Origin of the sequence: Oceanobacillus neutriphilus (assembly GCF_014645515.1) — a bacterium.
Taxonomy (GTDB): Bacteria; Bacillota; Bacilli; order Bacillales; family Amphibacillaceae; genus Oceanobacillus; species Oceanobacillus neutriphilus.
On record NZ_BMLW01000001.1, the window covers coordinates 449,169 to 474,149 of the forward strand.

Annotated in this window: 24 protein-coding genes; 11 read left to right on the forward strand and 13 right to left on the reverse strand. The window is 36.5% G+C overall.

From position 1 onward, the window contains the following. Window positions 1-112: 112 nt before the first annotated feature. The 8 genes from IEX29_RS02080 to IEX29_RS02115 form a co-directional block, all read right to left on the reverse strand. Window positions 113-1,231 carry an aminotransferase class V-fold PLP-dependent enzyme gene (locus IEX29_RS02080; protein WP_077601674.1) on the reverse strand — a complete coding sequence of 373 codons (1,119 nt, stop codon included), beginning with the start codon at window positions 1,229-1,231 and terminating at the stop codon, window positions 113-115. Between the two features lie 68 nt (window positions 1,232-1,299). Then, window positions 1,300-2,475 carry a YhfX family PLP-dependent enzyme gene (locus tag IEX29_RS02085; protein ID WP_077601673.1) on the reverse strand — a complete coding sequence of 392 codons (1,176 nt, stop codon included), beginning with the start codon at window positions 2,473-2,475 and terminating at the stop codon, window positions 1,300-1,302. 26 nt (window positions 2,476-2,501) lie between these two features. After that, entirely contained in the window at window positions 2,502-3,698 is a 1,197-nt protein-coding gene (locus IEX29_RS02090; RefSeq protein ID WP_077601672.1) for a phosphopentomutase, read from the reverse strand. 11 nt (window positions 3,699-3,709) lie between these two features. Then, a complete protein-coding gene (locus tag IEX29_RS02095; protein WP_077601671.1) occupies window positions 3,710-4,075 on the reverse strand; it encodes a PRD domain-containing protein in 366 nt (121 codons plus the stop codon). A 53-nt stretch (window positions 4,076-4,128) separates the two neighbouring features. After that, window positions 4,129-5,055 carry a GntR family transcriptional regulator YhfZ gene (gene yhfZ / locus IEX29_RS02100; RefSeq protein WP_077601670.1) on the reverse strand — a complete coding sequence of 309 codons (927 nt, stop codon included), beginning with the start codon at window positions 5,053-5,055 and terminating at the stop codon, window positions 4,129-4,131. A gap of 217 nt (window positions 5,056-5,272) precedes the next feature. Further along, the gene (locus tag IEX29_RS02105) at window positions 5,273-6,553 is read right to left on the reverse strand and encodes a YhfT family protein (protein ID WP_077601669.1); all 1,281 of its coding nucleotides are present in this window, start codon (window positions 6,551-6,553) and stop codon (window positions 5,273-5,275) included. A 49-nt stretch (window positions 6,554-6,602) separates the two neighbouring features. Next, window positions 6,603-6,959 (reverse strand): DUF2620 domain-containing protein, encoded by a 357-nt coding sequence (locus IEX29_RS02110; protein ID WP_077601668.1) that lies wholly within the window; start codon window positions 6,957-6,959, stop codon window positions 6,603-6,605. A gap of 444 nt (window positions 6,960-7,403) precedes the next feature. Beyond that, a complete protein-coding gene (locus IEX29_RS02115) occupies window positions 7,404-8,360 on the reverse strand; it encodes a helix-turn-helix transcriptional regulator (RefSeq protein WP_077601667.1) in 957 nt (318 codons plus the stop codon). 110 nt (window positions 8,361-8,470) lie between these two features. Here IEX29_RS02115 and IEX29_RS02120 point away from each other — a divergent pair, with 110 nt between their 5' ends. Further along, window positions 8,471-8,950: a GyrI-like domain-containing protein gene (locus tag IEX29_RS02120; RefSeq protein WP_077601666.1), complete on the forward strand. Its 480-nt coding sequence runs from the start codon at window positions 8,471-8,473 to the stop codon at window positions 8,948-8,950. A gap of 282 nt (window positions 8,951-9,232) precedes the next feature. Here the strand turns inward: IEX29_RS02120 and IEX29_RS02125 are convergent, their stop codons facing one another. Both IEX29_RS02125 and IEX29_RS02130 read right to left on the reverse strand, forming a co-directional pair. Beyond that, a complete protein-coding gene (locus tag IEX29_RS02125) occupies window positions 9,233-9,610 on the reverse strand; it encodes a retropepsin-like aspartic protease (protein ID WP_077601665.1) in 378 nt (125 codons plus the stop codon). Then, a complete protein-coding gene (locus IEX29_RS02130) occupies window positions 9,607-9,855 on the reverse strand; it encodes a hypothetical protein (RefSeq protein WP_077601664.1) in 249 nt (82 codons plus the stop codon). Before IEX29_RS02130 ends, IEX29_RS02125 begins: the two co-directional genes overlap by 4 nt. A 368-nt stretch (window positions 9,856-10,223) precedes the next feature. On the opposite strand from IEX29_RS02130, the gene IEX29_RS02135 reads away from it, so the two are divergent. The 7 genes from IEX29_RS02135 to IEX29_RS02165 all read left to right on the forward strand — a co-directional run bounded on the left by IEX29_RS02135 (window position 10,224) and on the right by IEX29_RS02165 (window position 17,966). Continuing rightward, a complete protein-coding gene (locus IEX29_RS02135) occupies window positions 10,224-10,514 on the forward strand; it encodes a helix-turn-helix domain-containing protein (RefSeq protein ID WP_077601663.1) in 291 nt (96 codons plus the stop codon). Window positions 10,515-10,762: 248 nt separating this feature from the next. Further along, the gene (locus IEX29_RS02140) at window positions 10,763-11,776 is read left to right on the forward strand and encodes an extracellular solute-binding protein (RefSeq protein ID WP_077601662.1); all 1,014 of its coding nucleotides are present in this window, start codon (window positions 10,763-10,765) and stop codon (window positions 11,774-11,776) included. A 39-nt stretch (window positions 11,777-11,815) separates the two neighbouring features. Continuing rightward, window positions 11,816-12,913 carry an ABC transporter ATP-binding protein gene (locus IEX29_RS02145; protein WP_077601661.1) on the forward strand — a complete coding sequence of 366 codons (1,098 nt, stop codon included), beginning with the start codon at window positions 11,816-11,818 and terminating at the stop codon, window positions 12,911-12,913. Then, window positions 12,903-14,555, forward strand: coding sequence for an ABC transporter permease (locus IEX29_RS02150; protein ID WP_229720051.1), 1,653 nt, complete (start codon window positions 12,903-12,905; stop codon window positions 14,553-14,555). The genes IEX29_RS02145 and IEX29_RS02150 overlap by 11 nt, the downstream gene beginning before the upstream one ends. A gap of 54 nt (window positions 14,556-14,609) precedes the next feature. Further along, complete coding sequence (locus tag IEX29_RS02155; protein ID WP_188732860.1) at window positions 14,610-16,307, forward strand: sensor histidine kinase; 1,698 nt, start codon at window positions 14,610-14,612, stop codon at window positions 16,305-16,307. Then, on the forward strand, window positions 16,300-17,091 hold the full coding sequence (locus tag IEX29_RS02160) for a response regulator transcription factor (RefSeq protein WP_077601659.1): 792 nt from the start codon (window positions 16,300-16,302) through the stop codon (window positions 17,089-17,091). Before IEX29_RS02155 ends, IEX29_RS02160 begins: the two co-directional genes overlap by 8 nt. Window positions 17,092-17,228: 137 nt before the next feature. Next, window positions 17,229-17,966 carry a MurR/RpiR family transcriptional regulator gene (locus IEX29_RS02165; protein ID WP_077601658.1) on the forward strand — a complete coding sequence of 246 codons (738 nt, stop codon included), beginning with the start codon at window positions 17,229-17,231 and terminating at the stop codon, window positions 17,964-17,966. An 87-nt stretch (window positions 17,967-18,053) separates the two neighbouring features. Here IEX29_RS02165 and IEX29_RS02170 read toward each other — a convergent pair whose 3' ends face one another. Continuing rightward, window positions 18,054-19,427, reverse strand: coding sequence for a class-II fumarase/aspartase family protein (locus IEX29_RS02170; RefSeq protein ID WP_188732861.1), 1,374 nt, complete (start codon window positions 19,425-19,427; stop codon window positions 18,054-18,056). Between the two features lie 22 nt (window positions 19,428-19,449). Further along, window positions 19,450-21,000, reverse strand: a complete 1,551-nt coding sequence (locus IEX29_RS02175) for a PTS transporter subunit EIIC (RefSeq protein WP_077601654.1) — start codon at window positions 20,998-21,000, stop codon at window positions 19,450-19,452. A 299-nt stretch (window positions 21,001-21,299) separates the two neighbouring features. Here IEX29_RS02175 and IEX29_RS02180 point away from each other — a divergent pair, with 299 nt between their 5' ends. From IEX29_RS02180 to IEX29_RS02190, 3 genes are all read left to right on the forward strand, one after another. Next, entirely contained in the window at window positions 21,300-22,046 is a 747-nt protein-coding gene (locus IEX29_RS02180; protein WP_077601653.1) for a Cof-type HAD-IIB family hydrolase, read from the forward strand. Window positions 22,047-22,399: 353 nt separating this feature from the next. After that, complete coding sequence (locus IEX29_RS02185) at window positions 22,400-23,761, forward strand: SGNH/GDSL hydrolase family protein (RefSeq protein WP_077601652.1); 1,362 nt, start codon at window positions 22,400-22,402, stop codon at window positions 23,759-23,761. 248 nt (window positions 23,762-24,009) lie between these two features. Next, on the forward strand, window positions 24,010-24,210 hold the full coding sequence (locus IEX29_RS02190) for a hypothetical protein (RefSeq protein WP_077601651.1): 201 nt from the start codon (window positions 24,010-24,012) through the stop codon (window positions 24,208-24,210). Between the two features lie 44 nt (window positions 24,211-24,254). Here IEX29_RS02190 and IEX29_RS02195 read toward each other — a convergent pair whose 3' ends face one another. Next, window positions 24,255-24,911: a PTS sugar transporter subunit IIC gene (locus IEX29_RS02195; RefSeq protein WP_077601650.1), complete on the reverse strand. Its 657-nt coding sequence runs from the start codon at window positions 24,909-24,911 to the stop codon at window positions 24,255-24,257. Window positions 24,912-24,981 lie beyond the last annotated feature (70 nt).

Consider the following 24,981-nt stretch of genomic DNA (forward strand, 5'->3'; position numbering starts at 1 on the left):
CGGAACATTTATATTTATTGTGCAGCAGAAACACATATTGTTTCTGCTGCACAATTTCTTTATTAATATAAGATTTTTCTTCACCAGTCTTTGAATCAACACTAATAATATCTTATAAATTTATTGCCTTATCTAATATATTCAATATCATATTTGCACCAGATTTCATAGGGTTAATACGCAATCCATATTGCCTTAAGTGAGGTTCAGCTTCTATAAAACTTCCGGATACACGATAAATCAAGGGTAAAATTTCATATTTCGACTCAGCACCTACTGGATGTGGAGCCGCTCCTAATTCATTACTCCTCTTTAACACTTGTTCAGCTATTGGTTCTTTTAATTCAACAATTACATTCTTTGATTGGGCATTCGCTATATATGCATTTTCTACCCCATTAATAGCTCCTTCATTCAGTAATTTACAGAGTTTTTCTACCTGTTCATTTTGAGTTGCCAATAAAACGGGAGAAAATGTCATCATACGTAATAACTCTAACGCCTCGTATCCCTGCACCTGTCCGCCACCAGAATAATTCTTTTCTTGCAATTGCTGAATCTGTTTTTCTTTACCCACAATGACACCGATTCCTTCTGGTCCCAGGATTTTAAAACCAGAAAAAGTAGAAAAATCAGCTCCGTATTCAACCCCTATTCCATTCGTTTTCATGACACAGTAATTATCATCCACAACAATCGGTAAATCCGGCCTTAAACGCTTCACCATCTCAATTATTTGCCGCAATTCATATGTATCAGAAGGCTGTTGTCTGGCATGCTGAATATAGAATACTTTACTTTCTTTATCCTCCATCACCAATGCTTCAACAGATTTTCTGTCATTATAATCAACTGCTTTCGTTTTAAGACCTAACATACGAATGGTATCCTTTGTCGTTGTATAGACAGGTGCTTTATGAATAATCATCGTTTCCCCAGCTTTCATTAATTCACTTAAAATGATACGAATAGCACCTGTCCCCGCACCACGAACCAGTGCAGCTTTTTCGGCACCAAAAAATGCAGCTAATACACGCTCTGCATTTTCGGTATACTCAGGCTTTTTATATTGAGCAGCCAAACCTAAATCACCCATTGTTAAAAACTGGGTTCCAGTAAAATGTTCACTTATCTTCTCTACTAATTTGAACTGTAATTGCTGCGCTTCCTGTACAGTTAAAGAGGGAAGCACAGAGTTTGCATATTTCAGCTGTGATACATCGTAGGCCATGATAAGTACCCCTTTCCCCTATTTCAATTAATATATTTTCAAAAAAGTTCCAAAAGGATGGTTTATTTTTATTCATTATCTATCGTTTGTTCATCACTCAGTAAATTCCCTACCGAATCATAGATACCTATTAATTTTGGTGAACTGGAGAGTCCCTGAATAACAGCAATTTTTGCATGTGTCACAAAAACTTGTGTACGGAAGGCAAAAATAGCTGTATCTCCAACATGAACACAATCCGTATCGAGGGTCCCGTAATAATCAATATGCCCTAGTTCATTTTGAAGAACAGGTACTTTCTTCAACTGTGTACTACTAGATCCTACCAAAGCGAATTTCATATGTGATCTTGGGTAAAATCCACCACCGAACACGTACGCCTTCTTATTAGATACATGAGAAACTTCAGACACATATGTCATCGCTGGTCTTTCTTTCAGAAAATCTTCTGTATGCAGTGGCGTGGTGCCCGTTAGTGCATGACCAGGTTCTCCTTGAGTGGCTCCATGCTCTTTTAATAAACGCATCGTTTCTGTCGAAGTAGCACTAGGCATATTCAATTCCAAATGCTCATAGCCTTTTTCCTTTAAAAATTCATTTGCCTTTTGCATCGATGCAACATTAGGTGTAACAGATGGTTTATTTTCTTTAATAAGCAGACAAGGGAAACTTGTTAATCCGGATATTTCTACAGCCTTTAACGCTTCTAATTTTTTTATATCTTCAACCAGCCCGGATAAGGTAAATCCGCCCTCCTGGCCATAATAAATATAATCGTTTTCCTCAGCAATACGCAAAAAGATTTTCTGTGATTTTCCCATTTCATTTGCAATATCACTTATATTTTTTGCATTTTCGTAGCTGAATACAGTAATATAATCTGGGTTGAGTTTTAAGATGGTCCGAATCATATTCTTAGGTATTTGAACAAGATGTCCAACATGTCCAATCTGAATACCAGCCTTACTCAATGTGATGGCTTCCCATGGGTCAACCGCTACTGCTTTTTTGATCCCTGCTTCTACGATAGTATTGGCTACAGCTGGGTTTCTTCCAATTTGTTTTGTCATAAAAAATAATTCCATACCTAATCTTTCAGCTTCTTTATTTAACATAGATGCATTTTCTTTAATCGTATCCAAATCAAGTACATACGTATTTGGATCAATAATTCCCTGCTGATGCAGCTTTAAAGAAATATCTATTAATTTATAGTTGCGTTTTTTTGTTATTTCCAGAAACATAAACTTCCCTCTCCAATCACAAATACTTATTCAAAAAGAAACGACTCTCCATTTTCTGTCGGATGCAGTTCTAAATAAGCAGCTGCCGTGGCACCTATATCTGACAGCGTATCCCTTTCTCCGATGTTTATTGGATTCCAGCCTTTATGAAAAGCAAGTAAATACGTTTTTTCTCTTGTATGCTGACTATGGCCAATTGTAGGATCATTACCATGATCAGCACTCATAATTAATAAATCGTTCTTTGTCATTCTATGAAATACTTCCGTCAAATACGTATCTACTAATTTAATACGATTTGCATACCTATCCGGATCTTGAGCATGACCAGCAAGATCCGTTTCTTGGACTGTTGCTGCAATCAAACCAGACTTCATATGATCCATCTCATGAAGGATATTTTCCATCACTTGTTTTGTATCAACTCCAGGAAATTTTTTAGCACCTTCACAATAAATAACGTCCTGCATTTTTCCTACCAGGGATACATCCAGCCCTTCTTTTACAGCAATCGTCGGCAGCTGATACTCCGGAGATATTCCATATCCCAGATGACGAACTTCATAACCTTGTTTATAAACATTTGATTTTGGAGAGTTTACGCCGACTAATCCATCGGCCCGGCGTTCTACAGATGCTTGTAAATGCTTTGGAGTCACACTTTTCCCTCCAAGTGCAATCACTCTGTTTACTTTTACATTTTTTCGGACACAATTTCCTATTTTCAAAACTTCTTCGAAAGAAATATAATCTAAAGGAGCACTCACATTATATATTTGTCCATAATCGGTCTCGATATTATCTGCCACTATAACGAGATCATCCACCAGCAGATATGGCATCTTTGGATTAGGTATCGTTACTTTATATCCCTCATTTTCTAACGCTGCTTTCACTTCTTCCATATTCTCAATAAAAGGGGCAAGGTATGCTTTCTTCGGCTTCGAACCCATAATTTCATTATGGCCTTCAAAACTATCAGCTCCCTGATGCATTAAATTCAATACACCGTAGCTAGCCAGATTTTCTTCATTTTTTAATTTAGGATGATGTAGAATTTTATTTATTCCCAGTCTTTCAAGATTTGGTATATTTAAAGATGTTTTATCTAGAATATGATAAAAGGTATTTGCGCCAATATCCTGTGGATGATATTCTTTCACATCATCCATATTGCCAACACCTAAACTGTCCAGTATTAAAATAATCACTCTTTTTGTCATGCTTATTTCCCCTATCTATTATTCTCGATAACTCCATGTAAATGGAGATAGAAATAATCCTGTTCTTCCTTTGGTAATTCATAGTGAAACTGATGTTTTATATACTCAATAACCTCTTTTATCTCTTCTTTATATGGGGTTTGGTATATATCATTTACAACTTCTCGAGACGGACCTTCTAGTTCTTCCCCTTTTTTAATTCGGGTTAAAGCTATACATAGATGTACCCAAAACATCTCTGAATTTTCAATTGGTTCTTTTTTGAGTTTTGCTGCTAGAAAATCATACGTTTGATTTGTTACATCATAAGCTTGCTTCGTAATAATTTGACCATTTAATAAAATCGTTAATTTCTTATTCATCTCCAATTTATTCATAACAATCCACCTCAGTATACTGTATATTGTATTTTGTTTATAAAAAAGGGGAGTTAATACCTGGGTATCATCTCCCCTTTTTCTACACTCCGTTGCACCTGAAGTATCTTCTCTTCAGTTACTGAGTACCATTTTTCATTCATTTCCTTCTCCCGGTCACTTTCAATAATAATGACTGCCTTTGATGTATCCCTGGCCAACTTCTGCGCCTTCACAGATTGAAAGGAAACGGATTTAAAGTTTCTAGTCATTCTCTTATCATCAGCATTCCAAATCGTTGCATCTATTTCTTTATTCGACAATTTATCAAATAATTGCATGTAATTAACATCTACAAATTCAACATTTTTATTTTCAAACTCCATTTGTGTTAGTTGGTATTGATCTAATGATTCCTTATCCACACCAACCTTCATACCATCTTGAATTTCATTTTTTTCTCTATCTGATAAAAAAACTTTATGGGAAGAGACATATGTATTCTCTCCAAAGCTTCTCAATATTTTCAAATTAGGATAGTCAGATAAAGTAAGATTTGCAGTCATTCTGGATACAACAGCATAGTCGCATCTTTTTGTTCTTAAGGATTCAATTCTATTTGTTGCCCCACGCATATAAATTAAATTAGTACGTTTTCCTGCTGATTCAAAGGCTTCAACCATCCCGCTTGCCAATCCTTCATACTTTCTGGAATAAGGCAATGGCATTGATCCAATTAAAGGGGCAATTCCTGCAATTTCTAATAAGACATCATTATCTTTCCAAACTAAGAAGGTGCCTAAATGACCTCTAGCTTCTATTTTAATAGCTTTCATTTCTTCCAATAACCTTATAGCTTGTTGAACGGTACCTCTTCCAATATTTAATCTTTCACTATAATCTGCAACACGTGGCACTTTTGCCCCAACTTCTATTTTATTCAATAACTCTGCAATTTTTTTGGCTGCTAATCCATTTTTTGAATAAAGTCTTTCCCACACATACATCCCTCTTTTAACAATATACCGTATTTTGTAAATAATTATAAGCGTTTTCAAGATTATTTGCAATAAAAACCTGTAGAGATTTTAGCGAAACTACTTTATCTTATGATATATTAATAAAAGATTTTATAAACTATTTACCTACACTAATTCAGTTAATTTTTTTGCAAAATAACAATTAGAACAGCTAATATTCTATTAAACAAATGATTATTTATTGTATAAATAATCCAGTTAATGCCAGTATGTTAGCTACAACCCCAACGACTATGGCTGCAATAGGACCAGCAGCTAGTCTCATCACTGGTTTACCAGAAATTTCATTTAGTATATAAAGAGCTACAACCATAAACAATCCTGTACCTTCCCAAATCAAATTACCAGCATTAATGCCTCCCACTAATAGGGCAATTTCAAGAATTTGTACCATAGCTGTTCTAATATTATCTCCAGACATTTTTAAAGCAGGAAATTTATTTAAAAATCCACCAACTTTACGTAAACTTAGCACTTCAAAAGCCATAGCTCCTGCACCTAAAAGTACTGCTATAAACGGATTAGCAGAAATATACCCTAATCCTAATATCCAATCATTCCACCCGTTTTGATTATAAACACCACTTACTAGAGCCGTAGTAATTACTAATGGCATAAATGCAATTGCCTGTATAAAAGCAACAAGTGCTGCTGACATAATTTCACCTTTTCCTAATAAAGCACCAGCAATTGGTTCTCCTGCTAACCATTGATAGTTTGCTGCAACTGCAATAATTGCTCCCATAGGTATTAAATAGTATATGTTTTTTCGAATCCTTTTAACATTTTCTTCAAACATACCTTCACCAGTATCTTCTCCTCTGGTTTTATCTTTAGCAGCAAAAAAAATAAGACAAAACATACCAATAAGCATAGCAATTCCTTCGGGACTCAAAGAGACTTCATTATCAGCTATATAAATAGGATTTACCCTTTCTACAATTACTCTTCCTAAGACAGATAAAATAAACGTAATTAAGCCTTTCTTTTTTCCAAACTGATAAGCTACTGCAACTGCTGGAAATGCAACAAAAGAGAAAATAATTGGATCTCCTACTGCCGCCAGAGCATCTAAGAAATTAACTGGTAAGTATTCAAAACCTTTGACCACAAAGTCAAGTGTTAAAGGGATAAAGCCACCACAGACAAAACCTGTTATTGTTGCAATTTTTGTATTTGCTATGGATGTTCCAACAATATCAGAAGTTAATAAAATAATATGAATAACAATTATTCCTGTAGCTAAGGTAATGGGCATAGCAAATCCTGTTATAAAGCCAATACTAATAGCAAATGAAATTCCAGCAAGTTCCTTCCTTGACATATTACCATTTATAAACTCTGGCATAATCGGTCTTAATCCATCATGATAAACAGCTATAGTCTTATTAACTAGAAAAGTAGAATAGCCACCCATTATAGCAAAGATTATAAACTTTATTATTTGTTCCGATTCCATTTTTTACCTCCTATTTCCAACTTTTAATTTTTTAAATTAATTGATTTATTCATCTGTTCAAATATTTCATTAACATTTCTACTGATGCTTCCAACTGATCATTTGTGAACCCAAAAGCTTTTCCACCTTTTGAAACTGCATCCTCTATTTTTTCCTCTTTAGGTGGTCGACCAGCCATTGCGACTGTAAAACATTTTTCTCTGCCTAAAACCCCATACGCCATTCCCAAGGCTCCTCCAGCTCCACTTTGACACGCCCCAAAATAATAATCATATTGGCCTGATTTAACTTTCATAGCTGCATCCATATCGGTAAAAATATCCGCATCTATACCATCGCCATTATATTTCAAAATTTCCTTCTTTATTTCTTCTTTACTTAATTGTCCTCCAATTGCAATTTTCATTCTAATTCTCCTCCTCATAAAATTAATAATTCAGAATAAAGTATGTGAACAAGTTAAAATTTATAAGACTACTCTACTGATTTTAATTAAACTAATTACTATAATAGAACATCTTCCCTTAATTTTGTTTAACTTTTAATACCTCCTTTCCTGACTATAATCAAATTACTTCAACATCTTTTCCAAAATAAACATTGGTTAATAACTCTTCAAATCTACTTTCAATTTAATTTATACACGAACAATAAGCAATATACGGTATTTTGTATTTTTATTATAAACGTTTTCATTTAGATATGCAAGATAAATTTTTAGGATATATTAATTATTCAAAATGAGTAGAGGAATAGTGCTAAATGTATTAGTAAAGCGTTCAATTAAATACACGTAAATATGTTAGTACATAAAACAACTCTCATCATTTCTTACCTTTATGGCTTAGAACTAATATAATCTTCCCCTCTTTTGCACTCCCTTCAAAACCTCCCCCGGAATCTCCCTAACCACAACATCCTCCCCAAGAAAAAGCAGCCAGCTAACTATCTCGCTAACCTCCTCCTCATTCCCCACATCAACAAAAGTGTTTAAACGCGCACTAGTCTGGTAAGGATTAGTATAAGAAATGGAAACAGTTAATGGATGATACTTCTTAAACTGAGCAATCGCCTTCGGCCCCAAGTCAAGCATAAGATTTACATCTTTCTTCTGCTGACGCTGCTTTTCCAAAATCTTTTTCCTGCTTATTCTATTTTTAACAGGATAAGGCTGAACATCAGTAACGCTATCCACAGGAATAATTTGCGTCTTTTTCTCTCCCAAGTGGAAACCCTCAATCAGCCAATGACTTTTTTCACGATAAAGGTGCAGAAGATAAATCGGATAAGATTTGCATTCTTTTCCTTCCTGCACAGTAATCCATAAATAGCTGTCCAGAAGGATGTTTTGAATAAGCTGTTCCAGCATAGGATGAGGAAGATCAGACAGGTCAAGCAGATCAGGATTATTGGGATTGGTTCCTTCAAACAGCAGAATTTGATTTAAAACCACCAGGTCATCCTGTTGGTTTTCAGAGATAAGACCGAGCAACTTTTCAGCCAGGGACTGTCGGCTTTTTAAATAAGGAAGCTGCTGATTTCTGGTAGCCATAAAAGCAAGAAAAAGAGCTTTAATCTCATTATCCGTGAAGCGGACCGTCGGCAGGACAGAGTTATTCATCACAAAGTAACCTCCGTCGCGTCCTACTTCGGTAGTAAGCGGCATTCCCATAGCTTCAATTTCTCGTATATCTCTAATAGCAGTCGAACGGGAGATATTAAATTCCTGCATAATTTCCGATATGGTAAAACGGGATCGATTGTTGATATAGCGCATGATTGTATTGATCCGCTCAACTTTTTTCATGATATCCTCCTAAACAGTATCATTTTTTGACATGATTTAAGGTTAGTATAAACTTATCAAATGAAAAGACAACTCATTTGGTACAAATTTAAAAAAGGCAGGTTTTGAATATGGCAAATTATACATTAGAAGAAAAAGACAGCTTTGTTGTGTTAGGTTTTGGAACAGAACTGAAGAGTGATTATACAGACTATATGGGAATCAATAAAGAAAAGGCTGATTTCTGGAATAAAGTCCATGAGGATGGAACACTTGAAACGTTAAAATCTGTTGCCGATAATGATTACGTTTTTATCGTCAATGAAGCGGTAAATAACAAAATGATGCATTATGCCGGTGTGATGACGAAAGAAACCTTACCTGATGCAACGAGAGTGATTCAATTTCCGAAAGGGGAATATGTTGTTGTTAAAGGAGAAGCGGAAACTGCTAAAGCCTTGCATGAGACACTTACTGGTAAAGCTTTTGGTGAGGCTCTGCCGGAAGCACAGGATGTTGCATATGTCGGCGGACCAAATACATCGGTTGAGATGGGAAAACGTGATGGCAAGGTGTATGGGGAAATGTGGATTCCTGTTGTGAGGAAGTAAAATTAAATCGTCTTTTAAATCATAGCAAATAATCCGTATGCAAGAGCAAACGGGTTATTTGCTGCTTATTAATTTTCAAGTTAATCCAATATTTTGAAGGCAGAGGAAATCATTTAGTTCAATAATCAATGCTTCTTACTCCCATATGATACTGGAATAACTTAGTCTAGACGCTTAGGAAAACAACTGAAAAATTTGTATTTCAGGAGAAAAATAAAAGAGGGTTTATTAACAGTGGTAATGCAATATAAGTCTTAAATTCAGTATTTCAAAAGGATTCGATTACATATTAAGAGTCAATTCTAAGTTCTTCAAATCAATTACAAAATGGTACTTTCTCAATATGTCTAATCCTAGTAAAGCGTGATGGCCATTTGGAAGTGTACCTATGTCTATTTCAAAGTTCCTGATAGTAAAATTATCAATAATAATCTCGTTCATGGTTTTTGTATAGAATGGCACTGTCCCACCAATTCCATATGCTTCGTAAATGACATCTCCATTTTCATACGTCACTCCGATTTCTTCTAAAACATCAGGATTAATAACTGTATGGAAAGAACCTGTATCTACAATTACATCTTTAATCTTTAATAAATTGCCACGATATGAAACAATAAGTGTTATGGTTAAAAGATTACCGTCATAGATTAACTTCACAAACCTCTTCTCACTTTCATCAAAGGATCTCTCCGCAAATGAATAACAAACTCTTTATTGGAGGTATGGTAGACCATTGTTCCTTCTTTAGCACGAAAAAATTCTTTATTAGCATTCTTCCTTGAAACTGGACGAATTGGTGCTACTTCATCCACAATTTTTTTATTGTCCTCTTCATGATAGTCAAGAATAGAAACTAACAGAAATTGATCCGGAAAAAGCTTTCTGGCCTCTTGCCATTTCATTTTGTATCATTCTCCTTCCTAAATGATTAAAAAAAAAAAGATGCTTCCCTTCCCTGCTTATACAAATTATATTTCTCTATTCAATAATAATTATATATTAATAGCCGAACATAAAAAATAGATAGTATCAAATAAATCTGATAACATATCCTTATAAAATACACTCTCACTCCAATGAATTGTTAGAAAATAAAATGACAGAAGTATTAAAACAATTCACAATTACCATAGAGTAGTTTTGCTTCATTATTTCAACAAACAATACAATGGCTTAATCAACCGGAGAGATATCCTCCCAGCTGAAAAAAGCTATTCAAATTATTGCGAAGATGACCCTAATCTCTATTAATCCAAGGAGGAGAAAAACAGTGAGTGATTTTTTTGAACGCTACGCTAAAATGCGCGGTGAACAGCATGTACAGAATCTGCAGTATGAAGGAAAAATCGCAGCACAAATAAAAACTCACCGTCAGCAGCAGAAGCTGTCTCAACAACAGCTCGCTGATTTAGCAGACTTGCCTAAATCAACAATTGGCAGAATCGAAGCCGGTATAACAAGTCCAAAGGTTGATACATTATTGCAGATTTCCAAAGCACTAAATATTCCTTTTATTATTGATGGCACAGCTGATCAAAAAGATATATTTCTAAAAACCTAATTCTTTAAAATGACGGCAAAACTTTTAACACTTCCTATAGAATAAGATAAACTGCTTCAATCTAGTGCAATTCCAACTAAAATTGCGGTAAAAAGAATATAATTTTTAGAATAAGGGTTTTCACAGATTATTGGTGAAGGCCTTTTTCTTATGTGTCCGATTTTAGACAATGTCGTTTGATATTAGCATTGAAAACGTTACCAACGCTATATATACTGAATACAATCAAATATTAGGAGGCTATCATCTTGAAAAAAATAACGCATTTATTATTAGCTTTTACTCTGTTAATGGTACTGGCAGCTTGTGGAAGTGAAGAAGACAATGAAAATAAACTCGTCATCTATTCACCAAACAGCGAAGATATTATTAATACAATTATTCCCATGTTTGAACAGGAAACAGGTATTGAAGTTGAACTGGTTTCCGCAGGGACGGGAGAATTATTAAAGCGGATTGAAACGGAAGCCGGCAATCCAAACGGAGATATCATGTTTGGAGGCAGCAAGGCTCAAATGCTGGGAAATGGAGATTTATTTGAAGAATATACTTCAAAAAATAATGATAACATGCTTGAAGGCCATCAAAATGTAGGCGGTTTTTTAACCCCTTATGGTGCTGATGGAAGTGTCATACTCGTTAATACAGATTTAATAGGAGATATTGAAATTAACGGTTATGAAGATTTATTAAATCCGGAATTAAAAGGAAAAATTGCTGCTGCAGATCCTGCAAGTTCAAGCTCTGCTTTTGCCCAGCTTACTAATATGTTATTGGCTATGGGTGGCGACTATACCTCTGAAGAAGGCTGGAATTACGTAGAAGAGCTTGTTAAAAATTTAGACGGTAAGGTAGCAAGTGGATCTGGTAATGTACACAAGGGAGTAGCAGATGGAGAGTATACTGTTGGACTGACCTACGAGGATCCTGCCCTAAGTTATGTACGAGACGGCGCACCGGTTGAAGTTATCTATCCTGAAGAAGGAACTGTCTTCTTAGATGCAGGTGTCGAAATTATTAAAGATGCGAAGCATTTAGATAATGCAAAGGCTTTTGCTGATTTTATTACCTCTGAAAAAGCACAAAATGCGTTTGCACAGGAATTGACGATCAGATCGTTAGGAAAAGACGTGGAGATAGCTGATTATAAGAAACCGCTTGAAGAAATAAATATTATTGAAGAAGACGAAGAGTATGTGGAAGAGCATCGAAGCGAAATTGTCGACACATATAAAGATGTATTTACAGGCGCACAAGAATGAACAGAAAATAATATGATTGAAAAATAAAGGAGAATGGCCGTGAGTGTAACCATCAGCTTTAACAATGTAATCAAAAAATATAATGATAAGCCTGTTATCTCAGGATTGTCTCTTGACATTAAGAAGGGTGAGTTTTTCACCCTTCTCGGCCCTTCAGGCTGTGGGAAAACAACACTATTAAGGATGGTAGCGGGATTTAACAGCATTGAGGGCGGCGAAATCACTTTTGATGACAAAGTAATGAACCGGATTACACCTCAGCATCGAAATATTGGAATGGTTTTTCAAAATTACGCTATCTTTCCGAATTTAAGTGTAAAAAATAATGTTGCATTTGGACTTAAAAACCGAAAAATTCCAAAGGATGAAATTGAGAGAAGAGTTGACCATATTTTAGATGTCGTACAGATCAGCCAATTCAAAAACAGCATGCCGGAGAATCTATCCGGCGGCCAACAGCAAAGGATTGCTCTGGCTCGTGCTATAGTTATGGAACCAAATGTATTGCTAATGGATGAACCACTCTCTAATTTAGATGCTAAGCTGCGGGTAGATATGCGTGAAGCAATCAAATTAATTCAACATGAGGTGGGAATTACGACTGTCTATGTAACACACGATCAAGAAGAGGCAATGGCCGTTTCTGATCGAATTGCTGTTATGAATGCAGGTGTTATCCAACAAGTAGGAACACCACGGGAAATCTATCAAAGGCCTGCTAATATATTTGTCTCCAATTTTATTGGCAGAACGAACATTGTTGAACGCTCCTTAAAAAAAGTAGATAGTAGACAAGTACTTATCATGGACGAACATTACCAAATTGATATAGATAATATTACTCTGCCTGAAGAAGAAGTAATTAAAGTTTCCATCCGCCCTGAAGAGTTTACAATTAGTGATACACAAGAAGGTATGGCTGGTGTTATACAGCATAGCGTATTCTTAGGCATCAATGTTCACTACACCGTTAAGCTTTCAAACGGCGAGAATGTCGAGGTGACAGAAGAATCTACACTTGGTGAACCTCTGGAGCCGGGAACAGAGGTAAAGCTGCTCGTAAACAGGGAGAAGATCAATCTATTTCATTATGAGAGCGAAAAGAATATCCTGGAAGGTGATTCCTATGCAAAATAAAATGGCAGGAAGAAAAGACATCTGGAGTGCAATTACGTTAGGAATTCTTCTATTATATGCGCTTGTCCTTGTACTGCCTTTATTCACACTTTTAAAAGAAAGTATATTCAAGGATGGAGCACTCTCCTTCGAGCACTTTGGTGAGTTTTTTGGAAAGAAATATTATTACAGTACCCTTTTTAACAGCCTGAAGGTAACAGTTGCCGTGACTTTGGCTTCTCTGGTCATCGCTACACCGCTCGCTTATATTATGACCACTTTTAAAATCAAAGGAAAATTATATTTACAAATATTAATTCTTATTTCTTCCATGGCTCCCCCGTTTATCGGAGCATATGCCTGGATATTATTAATGGGACGTAATGGAGTAGTAACAAACTTTCTAAGTGATGTATTTCATATTACCATGCCGGATATTTATGGTTTTTCCGGGATTTTAATTGTACTCACCCTTCAATTAATACCTTTAATATATATGTTTATGATGGGTGCGTTCAAAAGTATCGACAATTCATTGATAGAAGCTGCAGAAAGTATGGGATATACCGGTTTCAAAAAAGTATGGAAGGTTATCATGCCGCTTATGGTACCGACTATACTTGCTGGATCGCTGTTAGTATTTATGCGTGCCCTGGCAGATTTCGGTACTCCGATGTTAATTGGAGAGGGATTTGAAACATTGCCTGTACTCATTTTTAATGAATTCACGAGTGAAATGGGAGGAAATGCCGGTTTCGCTGCTGCCATTAGTGTCATTGTCGTGGTCATTGCATTAACTATTTTCCTGCTGCAAAAATATATTACAAACAAAAAATCATTTTCTATGAGTGCGCTTCACCCGATTAAAGAAAAGAAGGAATCTGGTATAAAGAATGTTGTAGCTCATTTGTTTGTATACGGTTATTTGGCACTTGCTATCCTGCCGCAGCTCTATGTTGTGTATACAGCATTCTTAAAAACATCCGGACGTATTTTTGTCAAAGGCTATTCTTTAGATAGTTTTAAAGCAGCATTTACCCGCTCAGGTGATACAATTGTGCATACCTTTACTTTAGGACTTATCGCACTTTTCTTCGTTATCCTGATAGCAATTTTGATTGCCTATGTAACTGTAAGGAGACGCAATGCAATCACGAATGGACTGGACATTATATCGATGGTACCATATATTGTGCCCGGGTCTGTACTTGGTGTTGCTTTATTGCTCGGATTTAATAACAAACCTTTTCTTCTAAGCGGAACAGCAACCATTATTATTATTGCCTTTGTAATCCGCAGACTGCCGTATACGATTCGTTCCAGCGCTGCGATTATTCATCAGATTAGTCCAAGTATTGAGGAAGCAGCCGCCAGTCTCGGAGCATCCAATTTAAAAACATTTTTCAAAATAACATTACCAATGATGCTGCCTGGTGTTATCTCGGGTGCTATTCTCAGCTGGGTAACGATTATTAGTGAATTAAGTACGTCTATCCTATTATATACAGTCAATACAAAGACAATGACAATCGGTATCTACACCGAAGTCATTCGCGGAAACTACGGTGTAGCTGCTGCGTTATCAACGATACTTATTGCAATAACGGTTATTTCTCTGTTAATTTTCTTTAAATTAACCGGACGGAAAGAAGTTTCTTTATAGCTGAATAACTAGCAAACTTTATATGCAATAATCAGACAAGGGGGTGACTCTATATTGAAAAAGAAAAGTTTCAAGGAAGCTACGAAAAGTCTTTTTCTTAAATATACAGTCGTCCCTATTTTGATTTTAATTATATTATTTACGTTATTTACGATTGTTATATTTCATTTAAAAGCAGTTTATGATGCCAAGCAGTCAGGTGAACAAATTAAGGAAAGAATGACAGATGTGTATGAAGTTTATCAGGGAGAAATAAAAAAAATGGCAGGGTCGGCTTTGGTGACAAAAAGCCTAAACTATCATGATGATATTAATTTAGTTTATGAGGATTTTTATAATTTCAACAATAAACAGGATGTCAAAAGCAGTTTTTTCCTGGTTGACGTAAACGATGTATTTGTGGCATCTACCAATAAATCCAATAATGAAGTGAACGAAGGTATTCTGAACCATATAATCCCCCTTTTGGAAAAGTATCCAGATGATTTATTAAGCCTTGTCGAAAAAACAAACTTCTCCCATGGCCAAGCCTCTACCATTACTTTAGGGACGGCTGTAAAACAGGACAATCAGATTATTGGATATGTAATTTATATGTTATATGAAGAGGATTTTCAGCGTTTAATTTTTGGAGAAAAAACAGATATAGCGGTGATTACAGATACCTATAATCATATCGTTGTGACTTCTAACGAAATCGTTCAAGGCTTAATGAATAAATTTCAGCCTGAAAAACTATCTCATTCAAAAGTTCAAATAGAAAATGATACCTATTATATGAATCAAACTGAAACAGCTGATAATACCTTCCGTATTTATACATTAAACAATACAGAAACAGATAAAGTAGTGCTGATTTTATATTTTATATTTATAGGGATTACCTGCGCGTTCCTATTTATTCTGCTTCGGATATTAGCAGAAAAGATGTCCAGACGAAATGCCGAGTCAATTGATAAGTTATTAATAGCAGTCGACCAATTGAAGAAAGGTGATTTAACCTCCTATGTGGAGATTCATACAGGAGATGAATTTGAAACACTGGCAAATCAATATAACACCATGCTGGATAGTCTAAATGATTTGCTGAACAGGAACAGAGAGTTGTCGGAGATAAGAAAAGTAAATGAAATGAAAATACTGCAAAGTCAATTCAATCCTCATTTTCTGTTTAATGTGCTGGAAACTGTACGATATACCATGGTAAGTAATGTAGATAAAGCACAGGATATTATTTTATTATTATCTTCTTTACTGCGATATAGCATCAACCAGAATATTGATCAGGTAATTTTAGAAAAAGATTTGAACTATACGATTGACTATCTTAAATTGCATAAAATGCGGTTTAATGAGCGGTTGCATTACTCTCTGGAGATTCCAGAAGAAATCAAAGAAGCTTATATTCCAAAGCTGCTATTGCAGCCAATTATTGAAAATGCTATAAAATATGGCTACCGGCATCAGACCACCCTGAATATTTGGATTAAAGCAAAGGTTGTTGGAAGCGATATCGTCTTCTCAGTTGAAGACGATGGAGGTGGAATGGAAGCCCAACAACTCGCTGATATCCAGAAAAAGATACAAGCTTCTGAAAATAATCAAGTCGGCATTGGTCTGTACAATACCCATCGCCGTTTACGTTTGCAGTTTGGTGAGAAATATGGTCTGGAGATAGATAGTACTTTTAATCAAGGGACAATAGTAAGCATAACCGTCCCCTACCTGAAAGGAGAAGAGCATCATGTATAAAGTATTAGTTATAGAAGATGAGGACATTATCCGTGAAGGGTTGAGGTACCTTCTTGACTGGACTGAGCTCCAATGCGTAGTGGTTGGAGAAGCCGCAAATGGCGTGGAAGGCTTACAGCAGATTTCAGAACTAAACCCGGATATCGTACTGCTTGATGTTAATATGCCTCTCAAAAACGGGATTGATATGCTGGCGGAATGTAAAAGCCGGGATTTATTCAGTACTATTATTTTATCAGGCTATGATGATTTTAATTATGCAAAGCAGGCGATGCAATTTAGCGTAAATGAATACTTGCTTAAACCCGTTGATCCATGCGAATTAAAAGAGGCAGTTAAGCGTGCTATAACATCTGTAGATGCCAAGAAGCAATATCACATTATGAAGCAAAGTATCCAAACACCTGATAAGGTAAATGTATTAAATGTAGATATCTGGCACAAATGGAACGATAAATCAAAGCATGTTCACCAGATGATTGCCTATATTCAGGACCATTATCATGAAAAAATCAGTATTCATGATTTGGTAGATGAGCTTGGTATGGGTACAACCTATTTGAATAAGAAATTTAAAGAAGCCACCAGTTATACTTTCAATGATTTTTTAAACCGTTACCGGATTCAAAAAGCAATTGAACGCATTAAAACGGGAGAAGATAAAATCACCATGATCGCGATTGACGTAGGCTTTAGTAATTATCGTTATTTTATCGATGTATTTAAAAAGTACACAGAATTTCTTCCCAGTGACTTTACAGCCTATTTTGGCGATAAGGAGTAGTTTTGTATAAAGCTTCCTGGCAAAGTATTTTAACCCTCCCTACAAAAACAGAGCTCTGTTAAAATTGCTTCATATAGTGTACGATAATATTAACAACATGTTTTGCTTTTTAGAACCTTGAATTGGATGGGAAGAATATGTTTGATGTAATGAAGAATTATGAAGAGATGACCACAAGTGAAAAAAAAGTATTGAGCTATATCGTGGAAAATCAGGACCAAATTCCGCATATCAAAATTAGTGATTTAGCAGAGGAAACCTTTGTTTCTAAAACAGTCATCATTAATTTGGCGCAAAAATTGGGTTTTTCCGGTTTTAGAGAAATGAAATATCATATCAGCCGGACAATTCTTGAAAAAATGTCTAAACAAGAAAACCAAACAGTGATGTATCGGGAGGTTTTAAAACAATCCATTGATAAGACATTCTCCCTCGTTACTGAAGAACAGCTGCTTGAAACAGCAGCTAAAATCAAAGCTGCAAAAAATGTATTTATTATGGCCAGAGGAACAAGTAAAGCTGCTGGTCATTATTTGGAACATCTCCTATTGACAATCGGAATTCAATGTATCTTTATAAAGGATTATAATTTATCTGAAGTGTTTACAGATTTTGTTGCGGAAGATGATATTGTCATCTTTATATCGATATCTGGAGATACGAAAAAAATTATTGATACTGCTAAAAAGATTCATTTGAAGAAAGCAGAGATGGTCAGTATCACTTCATTCCGAACAAACGAATTGACCAGTTATACGACGAATAACCTGTTTTGTTATACCGATAAAGCTAACACCAGTAAAAATGATACCATTTCAAGAACTGGTTTTTTTCTCACTATAGATTTGTTGATTGATAAATTGGCAAACATTTAAACTGCACTTATTTTGAGTCTGTTCAGGACAATAAAAACAGCAAAATAACACCCTTCTCATAAAAGAAGCGTGCTATTTTGCCGTTAATTAACTGCTGTAGTTTTTACTGATTTCCTCTGCAACTTCTTTTGCCCTAGCAGATTCTTTTTCTGCTAACTCTGCAGCTAGGCCGATATAGTTACCAGGTTCAATCATATGCCTTATTTCTTCATCATTAAAGCTTGCACGAATTTGTTCGTTTTCTCTTAAATTATCATAAAATTCCTGTCCTTCCGCTGCTGTCTTCATAGCAACCTCATACATCAGGGAGTGTGCCTGATCCTTCCCTAATTTTTCTGCCAGCTTCATCATTACATATTCACTGTTATCAAGACCTTTGTTACGTTTAGCATTGTGAAGCATTCTATCTTTATGGACGGTCAGTGTACGTGTTAATTCTTCACAGCGTATCAAAATTTCCGTTATCAGTTCCATTGACTCTTCCAACAGCCCGTCAAACAGCATGTAGGAACTGCTGTCTCCCTCATATGGACGTACTGCTGAATACATGCCTGTACCAGGAAGGGAGTAAAGCTTCTGGGAATTCGCGATAATCCCTTTGGCAAGCTTCGGATTAATTTTGTGCGGCATAGTGCTGCTGCCGACGGTTCCTTTACTGAAACCTTCGGATACTTCGGCAATTTCTTCTAACGTTGTACTGTATACCTCTTCGGCAATTTTATGGCAGCTGTTCGCTAATAAAGCCAGATTCGACATATACTCCAGTTTATGCGTACTTATATTTCTGGATGGGACTGCCATTGGATACATACCAACCAGCTCCGCCACCCTGTTTTGAACTTTTATCCCGATATTGGGCATAGAGCTGAAAGTACCTACTGCACCGCCCATCATTATCTGAAAAACTCTTTTTTCCGCTTCGGCCATGCGTTGATAACAGTTGATAAATTCACTTATCCAGACAGATACTTTATACCCGTAAGTGATTGGAGTAGCATGCCTTCCATGCGTTCTTCCAGTCATGACAGTGTCTTTATTATCCGATGCCAGCGTGCTTAAGTTTTCTAAAATCTGACCAATCAGACGCATAAATATCGTATGCGCTTTCTTCAGAATATACAGCTGCGAGCTTTGTTGTATATTCTGTGTTGTAATCCCGTAATGGACATATTTCCCACTGTCGGGCGGACAGGCCTTCACCAGAACTTTCAGGAATGGAACAAAACCATGGCCAATTTTTTTATAAATACGGTCCATTTCCTCTAAATCTAAATTTTCCAGCTTGGCAGCCTCTTTGATTTCCTCCGCCGCTTTCTTAGGAATAAAATCATATTCAGCCTGCGCCTCAGCCAATGCCGATTCAAACAAAAGCCAGGTTTTATATTTTTCCTCTTCAGTGAACAGACTTTTTAAACCTTGATCATCAATTGTTTTACTTTTAGAATCATATAACGCTTTCATGATGTCACTCCTTTAAAAATCTCTATACTTTCTCATCTACTGCATTTTTTACAAATTCTACCTGTGTCCCATAAACGATATGAATATGCTTGGCCGTCGGGAAAAAGAACCCGGAACACCCGGTACTGTTTAATAAATCTTTGTTGATATCTCTGACCTCTTTTAAATCAATTCGGAGCCTGGTAATGCAATTGTCTACATTCAAAATGTTTTCTTTTCCACCCAATGCCTCCACTACTTTATCTGCTATCTCGTCATAGCGTTTTTCCTTCAGCAGTGTATTGTCCACATTTTGAAGCTTTTCCCTGCCCGGTGTTTTTATATCAAACCGGATAATAGCCCAATAAAAAATAAAATAAGTGACGACAGCTAATCCCAATCCGATCAAAACAAGGAAAATCCATCGTGAATTTTCATAAAGCAGTCCAAAAATCGTGAAGTCAAAAATCGTACCCCTGATATAACCAATCGAAACCTCCGCCAGCGACAGCAGCACAGCGCCGATTCCAACAATACAGGCGTATACAACATATAATAACGGAGCTAGAAAAACAAAAGTAAATTCAAGCGGCTCTGTTACATTCCCAAGAAAAGCTGTCAATACCATGGTAACCAGCATAGATTTGACGTATGTTTTATTTTCTTTATAAGCTGCCTTGTACATCGCAAAAGCAATTGCCGGGAATAAAAACAGGACAACCAGCATCTGCTGCTGCGCCATGAAACGGGACAGCTTCGGCATCATAGACCAATACTCACTGTTCGGTCCCTGATTAAACAGAATTTCTGTAATAGCAGGAACAACACCGACATATGTCTTACCTTCGATAACATACGACCCGCCGGCTTCTGTGAATCGGAACAATGCATTCCAGACATGATGAAGTCCAAACGGAATGAATAATCGTTCTCCTGCAGCTGTGAAAAAAGGGCCTGCAACGCTTAAAAATACAGCTGACAGGTTCGTTAACAGCCCTACAAAATATGTCCAGATGAAAGGCAGTAACATCCCAACTGCAGCCATTAATCCGATTGTGATGATTGGAACTGATTTTTTCCCGGAAAAGAACGCCAGCGCCGCCGGAAGCTCCAGGTTATAAAATCGTTCCGTCGCCCAGGCTGCAATCAGACCGGTTAGAATCCCGCCGGCAGCACTGATATTTACCGTTTGAATACCAAGTATTTCGATTTGCCCCTGCTGGGTCATTACATCCGGATCTGCCATTGTCCCCGTGACCGTCAGCCATACATTCATGGCAACAATCAGGGTCAGATACCCTGCCACGGAGGCAAAGACCGAAATCCCTTTATCCTTTTTCCCCATCCCGTAGGCGACACCCATTGCGAATAGCAGCGGGATATTATCAAATACAACATTACTGATGGTCTTTATACTTACTAAAATGGTGTTAACGGTATCATTTCCAAGGAAAGGAACTTTGTCCACCATGTAGTCTTGTGTAAGTGCGCCGCTGATCCCCAAAAGCATCCCGATAGGAGCCAATACCCCAATTGGAAGAAGCAGCGTTCTGCCGAATTGCTGTATGGAGTCACCGATTTTTCTTTTACTCATCCTCTAAAACCTCCTTGTATCAATGATTCCAATTCATTTTCCGCTAAAAACTAATAAAAGATGGCATGAATGCTTGGAATTATTATCTGCTTCTATTCTATCAATATGAAAAAATAGTTGAAGCTCCTCCATTTCCTATTATCTTATTTAGGTAATAGAAAATGACCCAGGTCATAAAAAAGGATCCTTCAGATAATGATTTATTTATTATGCAATGATATAGTGAACATATTATCAGACGGAGCAGGACTAAAACACAAAGGGAAATTCTATAGTAAATACATATGGAGGATGACGTTATGACAGATATAAGATTGATTGCACTGGATATGGATGGCACGTTATTAGATGACAAAAAAGAGATTACCAGCTGGACAAAAAAACAAATTATGAAAGCGCATCAGGCAGGTGTCATTATTGTCTTATGTACCGGACGCCCCTTTCATCACTGCTATACTTACGTTCAAAATCTGCAGCTGAATTCTCATTTAATTACATGTAATGGCGGACAAATCTTCGAAAGCGATTATACAACAGTTATTGCCGAAAATCTGCTGGAGGCAGAAGCACTGGCTGATTTATATCGCTATGCCCGGGACTTAAAAATGGATACGTGGACCATTTCTTCAAAAGAACCTTTTTACAATGACATACCGGATAACTATAATGACTACAGATGGCTGAAATTCAGCTGCTCCCATAAGGATGAAAAAATTTTAAATAAGATAGAAGCAAAAGTTCATTCGATAGATGGCATAGAAGTCAGCAATCGGACAGCCGTCACCGTTGAGGTCAATCCAGCAGGTGTGAATAAAGCAGCCGCTCTTGAATTGGTCTGTGAAAAATTAGGTATAACGATGAAGAATGTCATGGCAGTGGGAGACAGTCTCAATGATGTGAAAATGATTCAATCGGCCGGAATTGGAGTGGCGATGGGAAATGCTCAACCAGCTGTAAAGCAAGCTGCTGATGATATCACCGATACCAATCAACATGATGGGGTTGGAAAAGCAATTGAAAAATATATTTTATCTGCTTGGATATAAGGCGCTTTTATCGTTTCCTTGCGGTTAAATATAAGGGTGCAGTCCCTTTCTGTTACATCAGTTAACAGAAAGGGTTTTTTATTACTATGAAAATAACTATTCCGCTTTTTTCACTTAAAATCGCCGATATTTCGCATAAAATCTATAAAATTATTACTGTATAAAGTTTATATCTGTTTATCTTAAATTAGCTTGTAATAGATCAGTTACTCTAAAATATGCTCATTTATGGATTTATCATGATGTATGATACATTAATATATAGGTCTTTAGCGTGCCGGAATATATCAAATAAAGATGGTTTCATACGCTTCAAAAATCAAACATCCTAGAAAATACAAGGAGGAAAGATAATGAAGAAAAAGATTCTATTGACCTTTCTGTTGACACTTCTGTTCGGTATGATTATTTACCCGAGAACGATGAAGGCGCAATCAGCAGAAGGATTTGATCCTGCTGACGGAATGTATATAAAAGCAGATAAGGAACATTACTGGGAGGGACGCTATTCCAACGGCCGTATCTTTGCTGAATATCTCGCAAAAGAATTAGCTGGCGGTTATGATAATTTAACCAACTATGCAGTCGGCGGTGCTTTTTCTGGTGACATGGGAAATACAAAAGAAGAACATTCCAACTGGTCCTCCTGGATTAAAGGCTGGGGCGGAGTAGAACAGACTATAAGATTCCTTGCAGATACGAACGGAGAAGCTGATCCCGAAGCTCTTTATATTATCAGTATCGGTGGAAATGATACATATGCCGTGGAAGATTTGGGAGTGGAACGTGCAGCAGAGCTTGCCAGTGATTATTCTCTTGAAATGGTTCAAAACCTTGTAGAAGGCGGTGCCAAGTATATTCTGCTGCCAAATCGTTTTGTAGATCAGCGTACGGATTTAACAGACTTTGGTGATATCAGAAACCAGCAGGTCGTCAAAAAAATAGAAGAGTATCTCGCTCTTGATAACACGCCTGACGATGTAGAGGTTATCTACGGACATAACCAGCAGCTGCGTAAGAATATTGATGAGCAGGGCTTTGAAAAATTCGGATATAAGAGTATGGGCTTTTATCTTGTTTCCGATTGGGTTCCGGCTTATGGTTACGCCTTAGCTTCTGAAGATAACAGTGACATCTTCCCTGCCAGTGAAGCAGAAGACATCTATGGCGGCTATGCTCCTTACTCAACAGACAGCGAATATTATAATCCTGAAGCATCTGGCTGGGAACCGGATGATTTCTATACTTACGATGAATATCATTTATCCAGCCGGAGTCAAAAACACTTGGCTACGTACCTTTTAAACTCCGACATCACAACAAATGATAACGAGGGCACTTTCGAGCAGGTCTATAATGGTAATACCAGCGATTTTGCCGAAGCAATAGCTGATGGTACTATTCCTTCCGAATATACAACGGTCTATACCTTTGGCGACAGCGGTATTGACACCGGACGTGGGTTAGAGGTTACCACCGAGTTAGTGGAAAATCGCGGGAAGCCAAAAGAATCTTCCTATGTAGTAACACCTGAAGATAATCTCTGGAATATTGCAAAGGAAAATTACCGCGGAGAACAAACTGATGCACAAATAATGAAAGAAGTTCAAGCTATTTATCAAGCGAATCGGGATCAGATTCAAAATCCAGATTTGATATTTCCAGACCAGACAATTATATTGCCGGAAATGAATGATTCTAAAACATATAAATAACACCCTGGAAACTTAGGCTTATCGTATATCTCTTTATCCGAGAGCCTAAGTTTTTTGTATACTTTCAGAGAACCACTTTTAACTTATGAAATTCCTCTTATCCATCTTCTTACCTTAAATCAGATTACATTCATCCACCGCATTTAAATATGTAATATAGATACTTCCTGATAAATCTGATAATATATTTCTATAAAACTCATCAACATCCCATCAATACCAAACAACAAACAAAGGAGAACGCCACCATGACCAACATGATAGCTTACCTTTTCGGCAGACTGATCGGAGCATTTTTACTTTCTTTATTATTCACATGGATTTGGAGCCTTATCTACCGTGCAATAAAGAAGAAACCAATTTCTAAATTTTGGTTAAAGCTATTTATTATTACTGTCATTTTTACTATCATTTCACTTGTAGGAACGATGAATCAACAGAATCTTTAAGTTATAAATACTGTCATTTTTCTATTATTTGCTGATAGAAGAATTCAAAATAAGAGCCTATCCTGCATAAGCGCGGAAAGGCTCTTTAAACATGTTTCTTTTATCAACATAGGCAGCAGACCGTAATGTGTGCCTGTCAACACGAGCAATGGATATAATGCCCCTAAAATCATTCCTGCAATAAAGGTTAAGTTGCTGTATAAAGCGTTGAAACCTACTGAGAATAAATCACCAATCCATATACTGATTGGACCAATAACAATTAGAATTAACGGTACGGTAATAATTAAGGATAAAACAGGTGTAAAAACAATATCCAATACTTTTGGCATCCACGATTTAATAAATCGCTCAATATAAGACAACAACCAAACGCCAATAATAATCGGTAGTACAGAAGAGGAATAGTTCATTAATGTAAATGGAATAGAAAAGAAATCGATTCCAGTATTTCCTTCTGCAACTAAGCCTGTAAATGTCGGGTGTAATAGGATACCACCAATTACTGCTGCAATAATGGGACTACAGCGGAATTTATTGGCTGCACTAAATGCCAATAAAATCGGTAAAAAGTAAAACACAGCATCCGAGATAACATTTAGAACCATGAACGTATTGGAATCAGCGGCAACCCAACCGAGGTTACCCAGAACAACCAATAACCCTTTCAAAATTCCTGCCTCTGCAATAGCAGGGATAATTTTTTATAATTTAATTGTTAATTTATTTGATAGAAAAAAGCCCATATCTCGTATGGACTGTTTCTCTAAA

Coding starts and splice junctions, on each gene's coding strand:
- IEX29_RS02080 (WP_077601674.1), bottom strand. CDS start 1,231: ATGGCCTACGATGTATCACAGCTGAAATATGCAAACTCTGTGCTTCCC.
- IEX29_RS02085 (WP_077601673.1), bottom strand. CDS start 2,475: ATGTTTCTGGAAATAACAAAAAAACGCAACTATAAATTAATAGATATT.
- IEX29_RS02090 (WP_077601672.1), bottom strand. CDS start 3,698: ATGACAAAAAGAGTGATTATTTTAATACTGGACAGTTTAGGTGTTGGC.
- IEX29_RS02095 (WP_077601671.1), bottom strand. CDS start 4,075: ATGAATAAATTGGAGATGAATAAGAAATTAACGATTTTATTAAATGGT.
- IEX29_RS02105 (WP_077601669.1), bottom strand. CDS start 6,553: ATGGAATCGGAACAAATAATAAAGTTTATAATCTTTGCTATAATGGGT.
- IEX29_RS02110 (WP_077601668.1), bottom strand. CDS start 6,959: ATGAAAATTGCAATTGGAGGACAATTAAGTAAAGAAGAAATAAAGAAG.
- IEX29_RS02115 (WP_077601667.1), bottom strand. CDS start 8,360: ATGAAAAAAGTTGAGCGGATCAATACAATCATGCGCTATATCAACAAT.
- IEX29_RS02120 (WP_077601666.1), top strand. CDS start 8,471: ATGGCAAATTATACATTAGAAGAAAAAGACAGCTTTGTTGTGTTAGGT.
- IEX29_RS02130 (WP_077601664.1), bottom strand. CDS start 9,855: ATGAAATGGCAAGAGGCCAGAAAGCTTTTTCCGGATCAATTTCTGTTA.
- IEX29_RS02150 (WP_229720051.1), top strand. CDS start 12,903: ATGCAAAATAAAATGGCAGGAAGAAAAGACATCTGGAGTGCAATTACG.
- IEX29_RS02160 (WP_077601659.1), top strand. CDS start 16,300: ATGTATAAAGTATTAGTTATAGAAGATGAGGACATTATCCGTGAAGGG.
- IEX29_RS02165 (WP_077601658.1), top strand. CDS start 17,229: ATGTTTGATGTAATGAAGAATTATGAAGAGATGACCACAAGTGAAAAA.
- IEX29_RS02170 (WP_188732861.1), bottom strand. CDS start 19,427: ATGAAAGCGTTATATGATTCTAAAAGTAAAACAATTGATGATCAAGGT.
- IEX29_RS02175 (WP_077601654.1), bottom strand. CDS start 21,000: ATGAGTAAAAGAAAAATCGGTGACTCCATACAGCAATTCGGCAGAACG.
- IEX29_RS02180 (WP_077601653.1), top strand. CDS start 21,300: ATGACAGATATAAGATTGATTGCACTGGATATGGATGGCACGTTATTA.
- IEX29_RS02185 (WP_077601652.1), top strand. CDS start 22,400: ATGAAGAAAAAGATTCTATTGACCTTTCTGTTGACACTTCTGTTCGGT.
- IEX29_RS02190 (WP_077601651.1), top strand. CDS start 24,010: ATGACCAACATGATAGCTTACCTTTTCGGCAGACTGATCGGAGCATTT.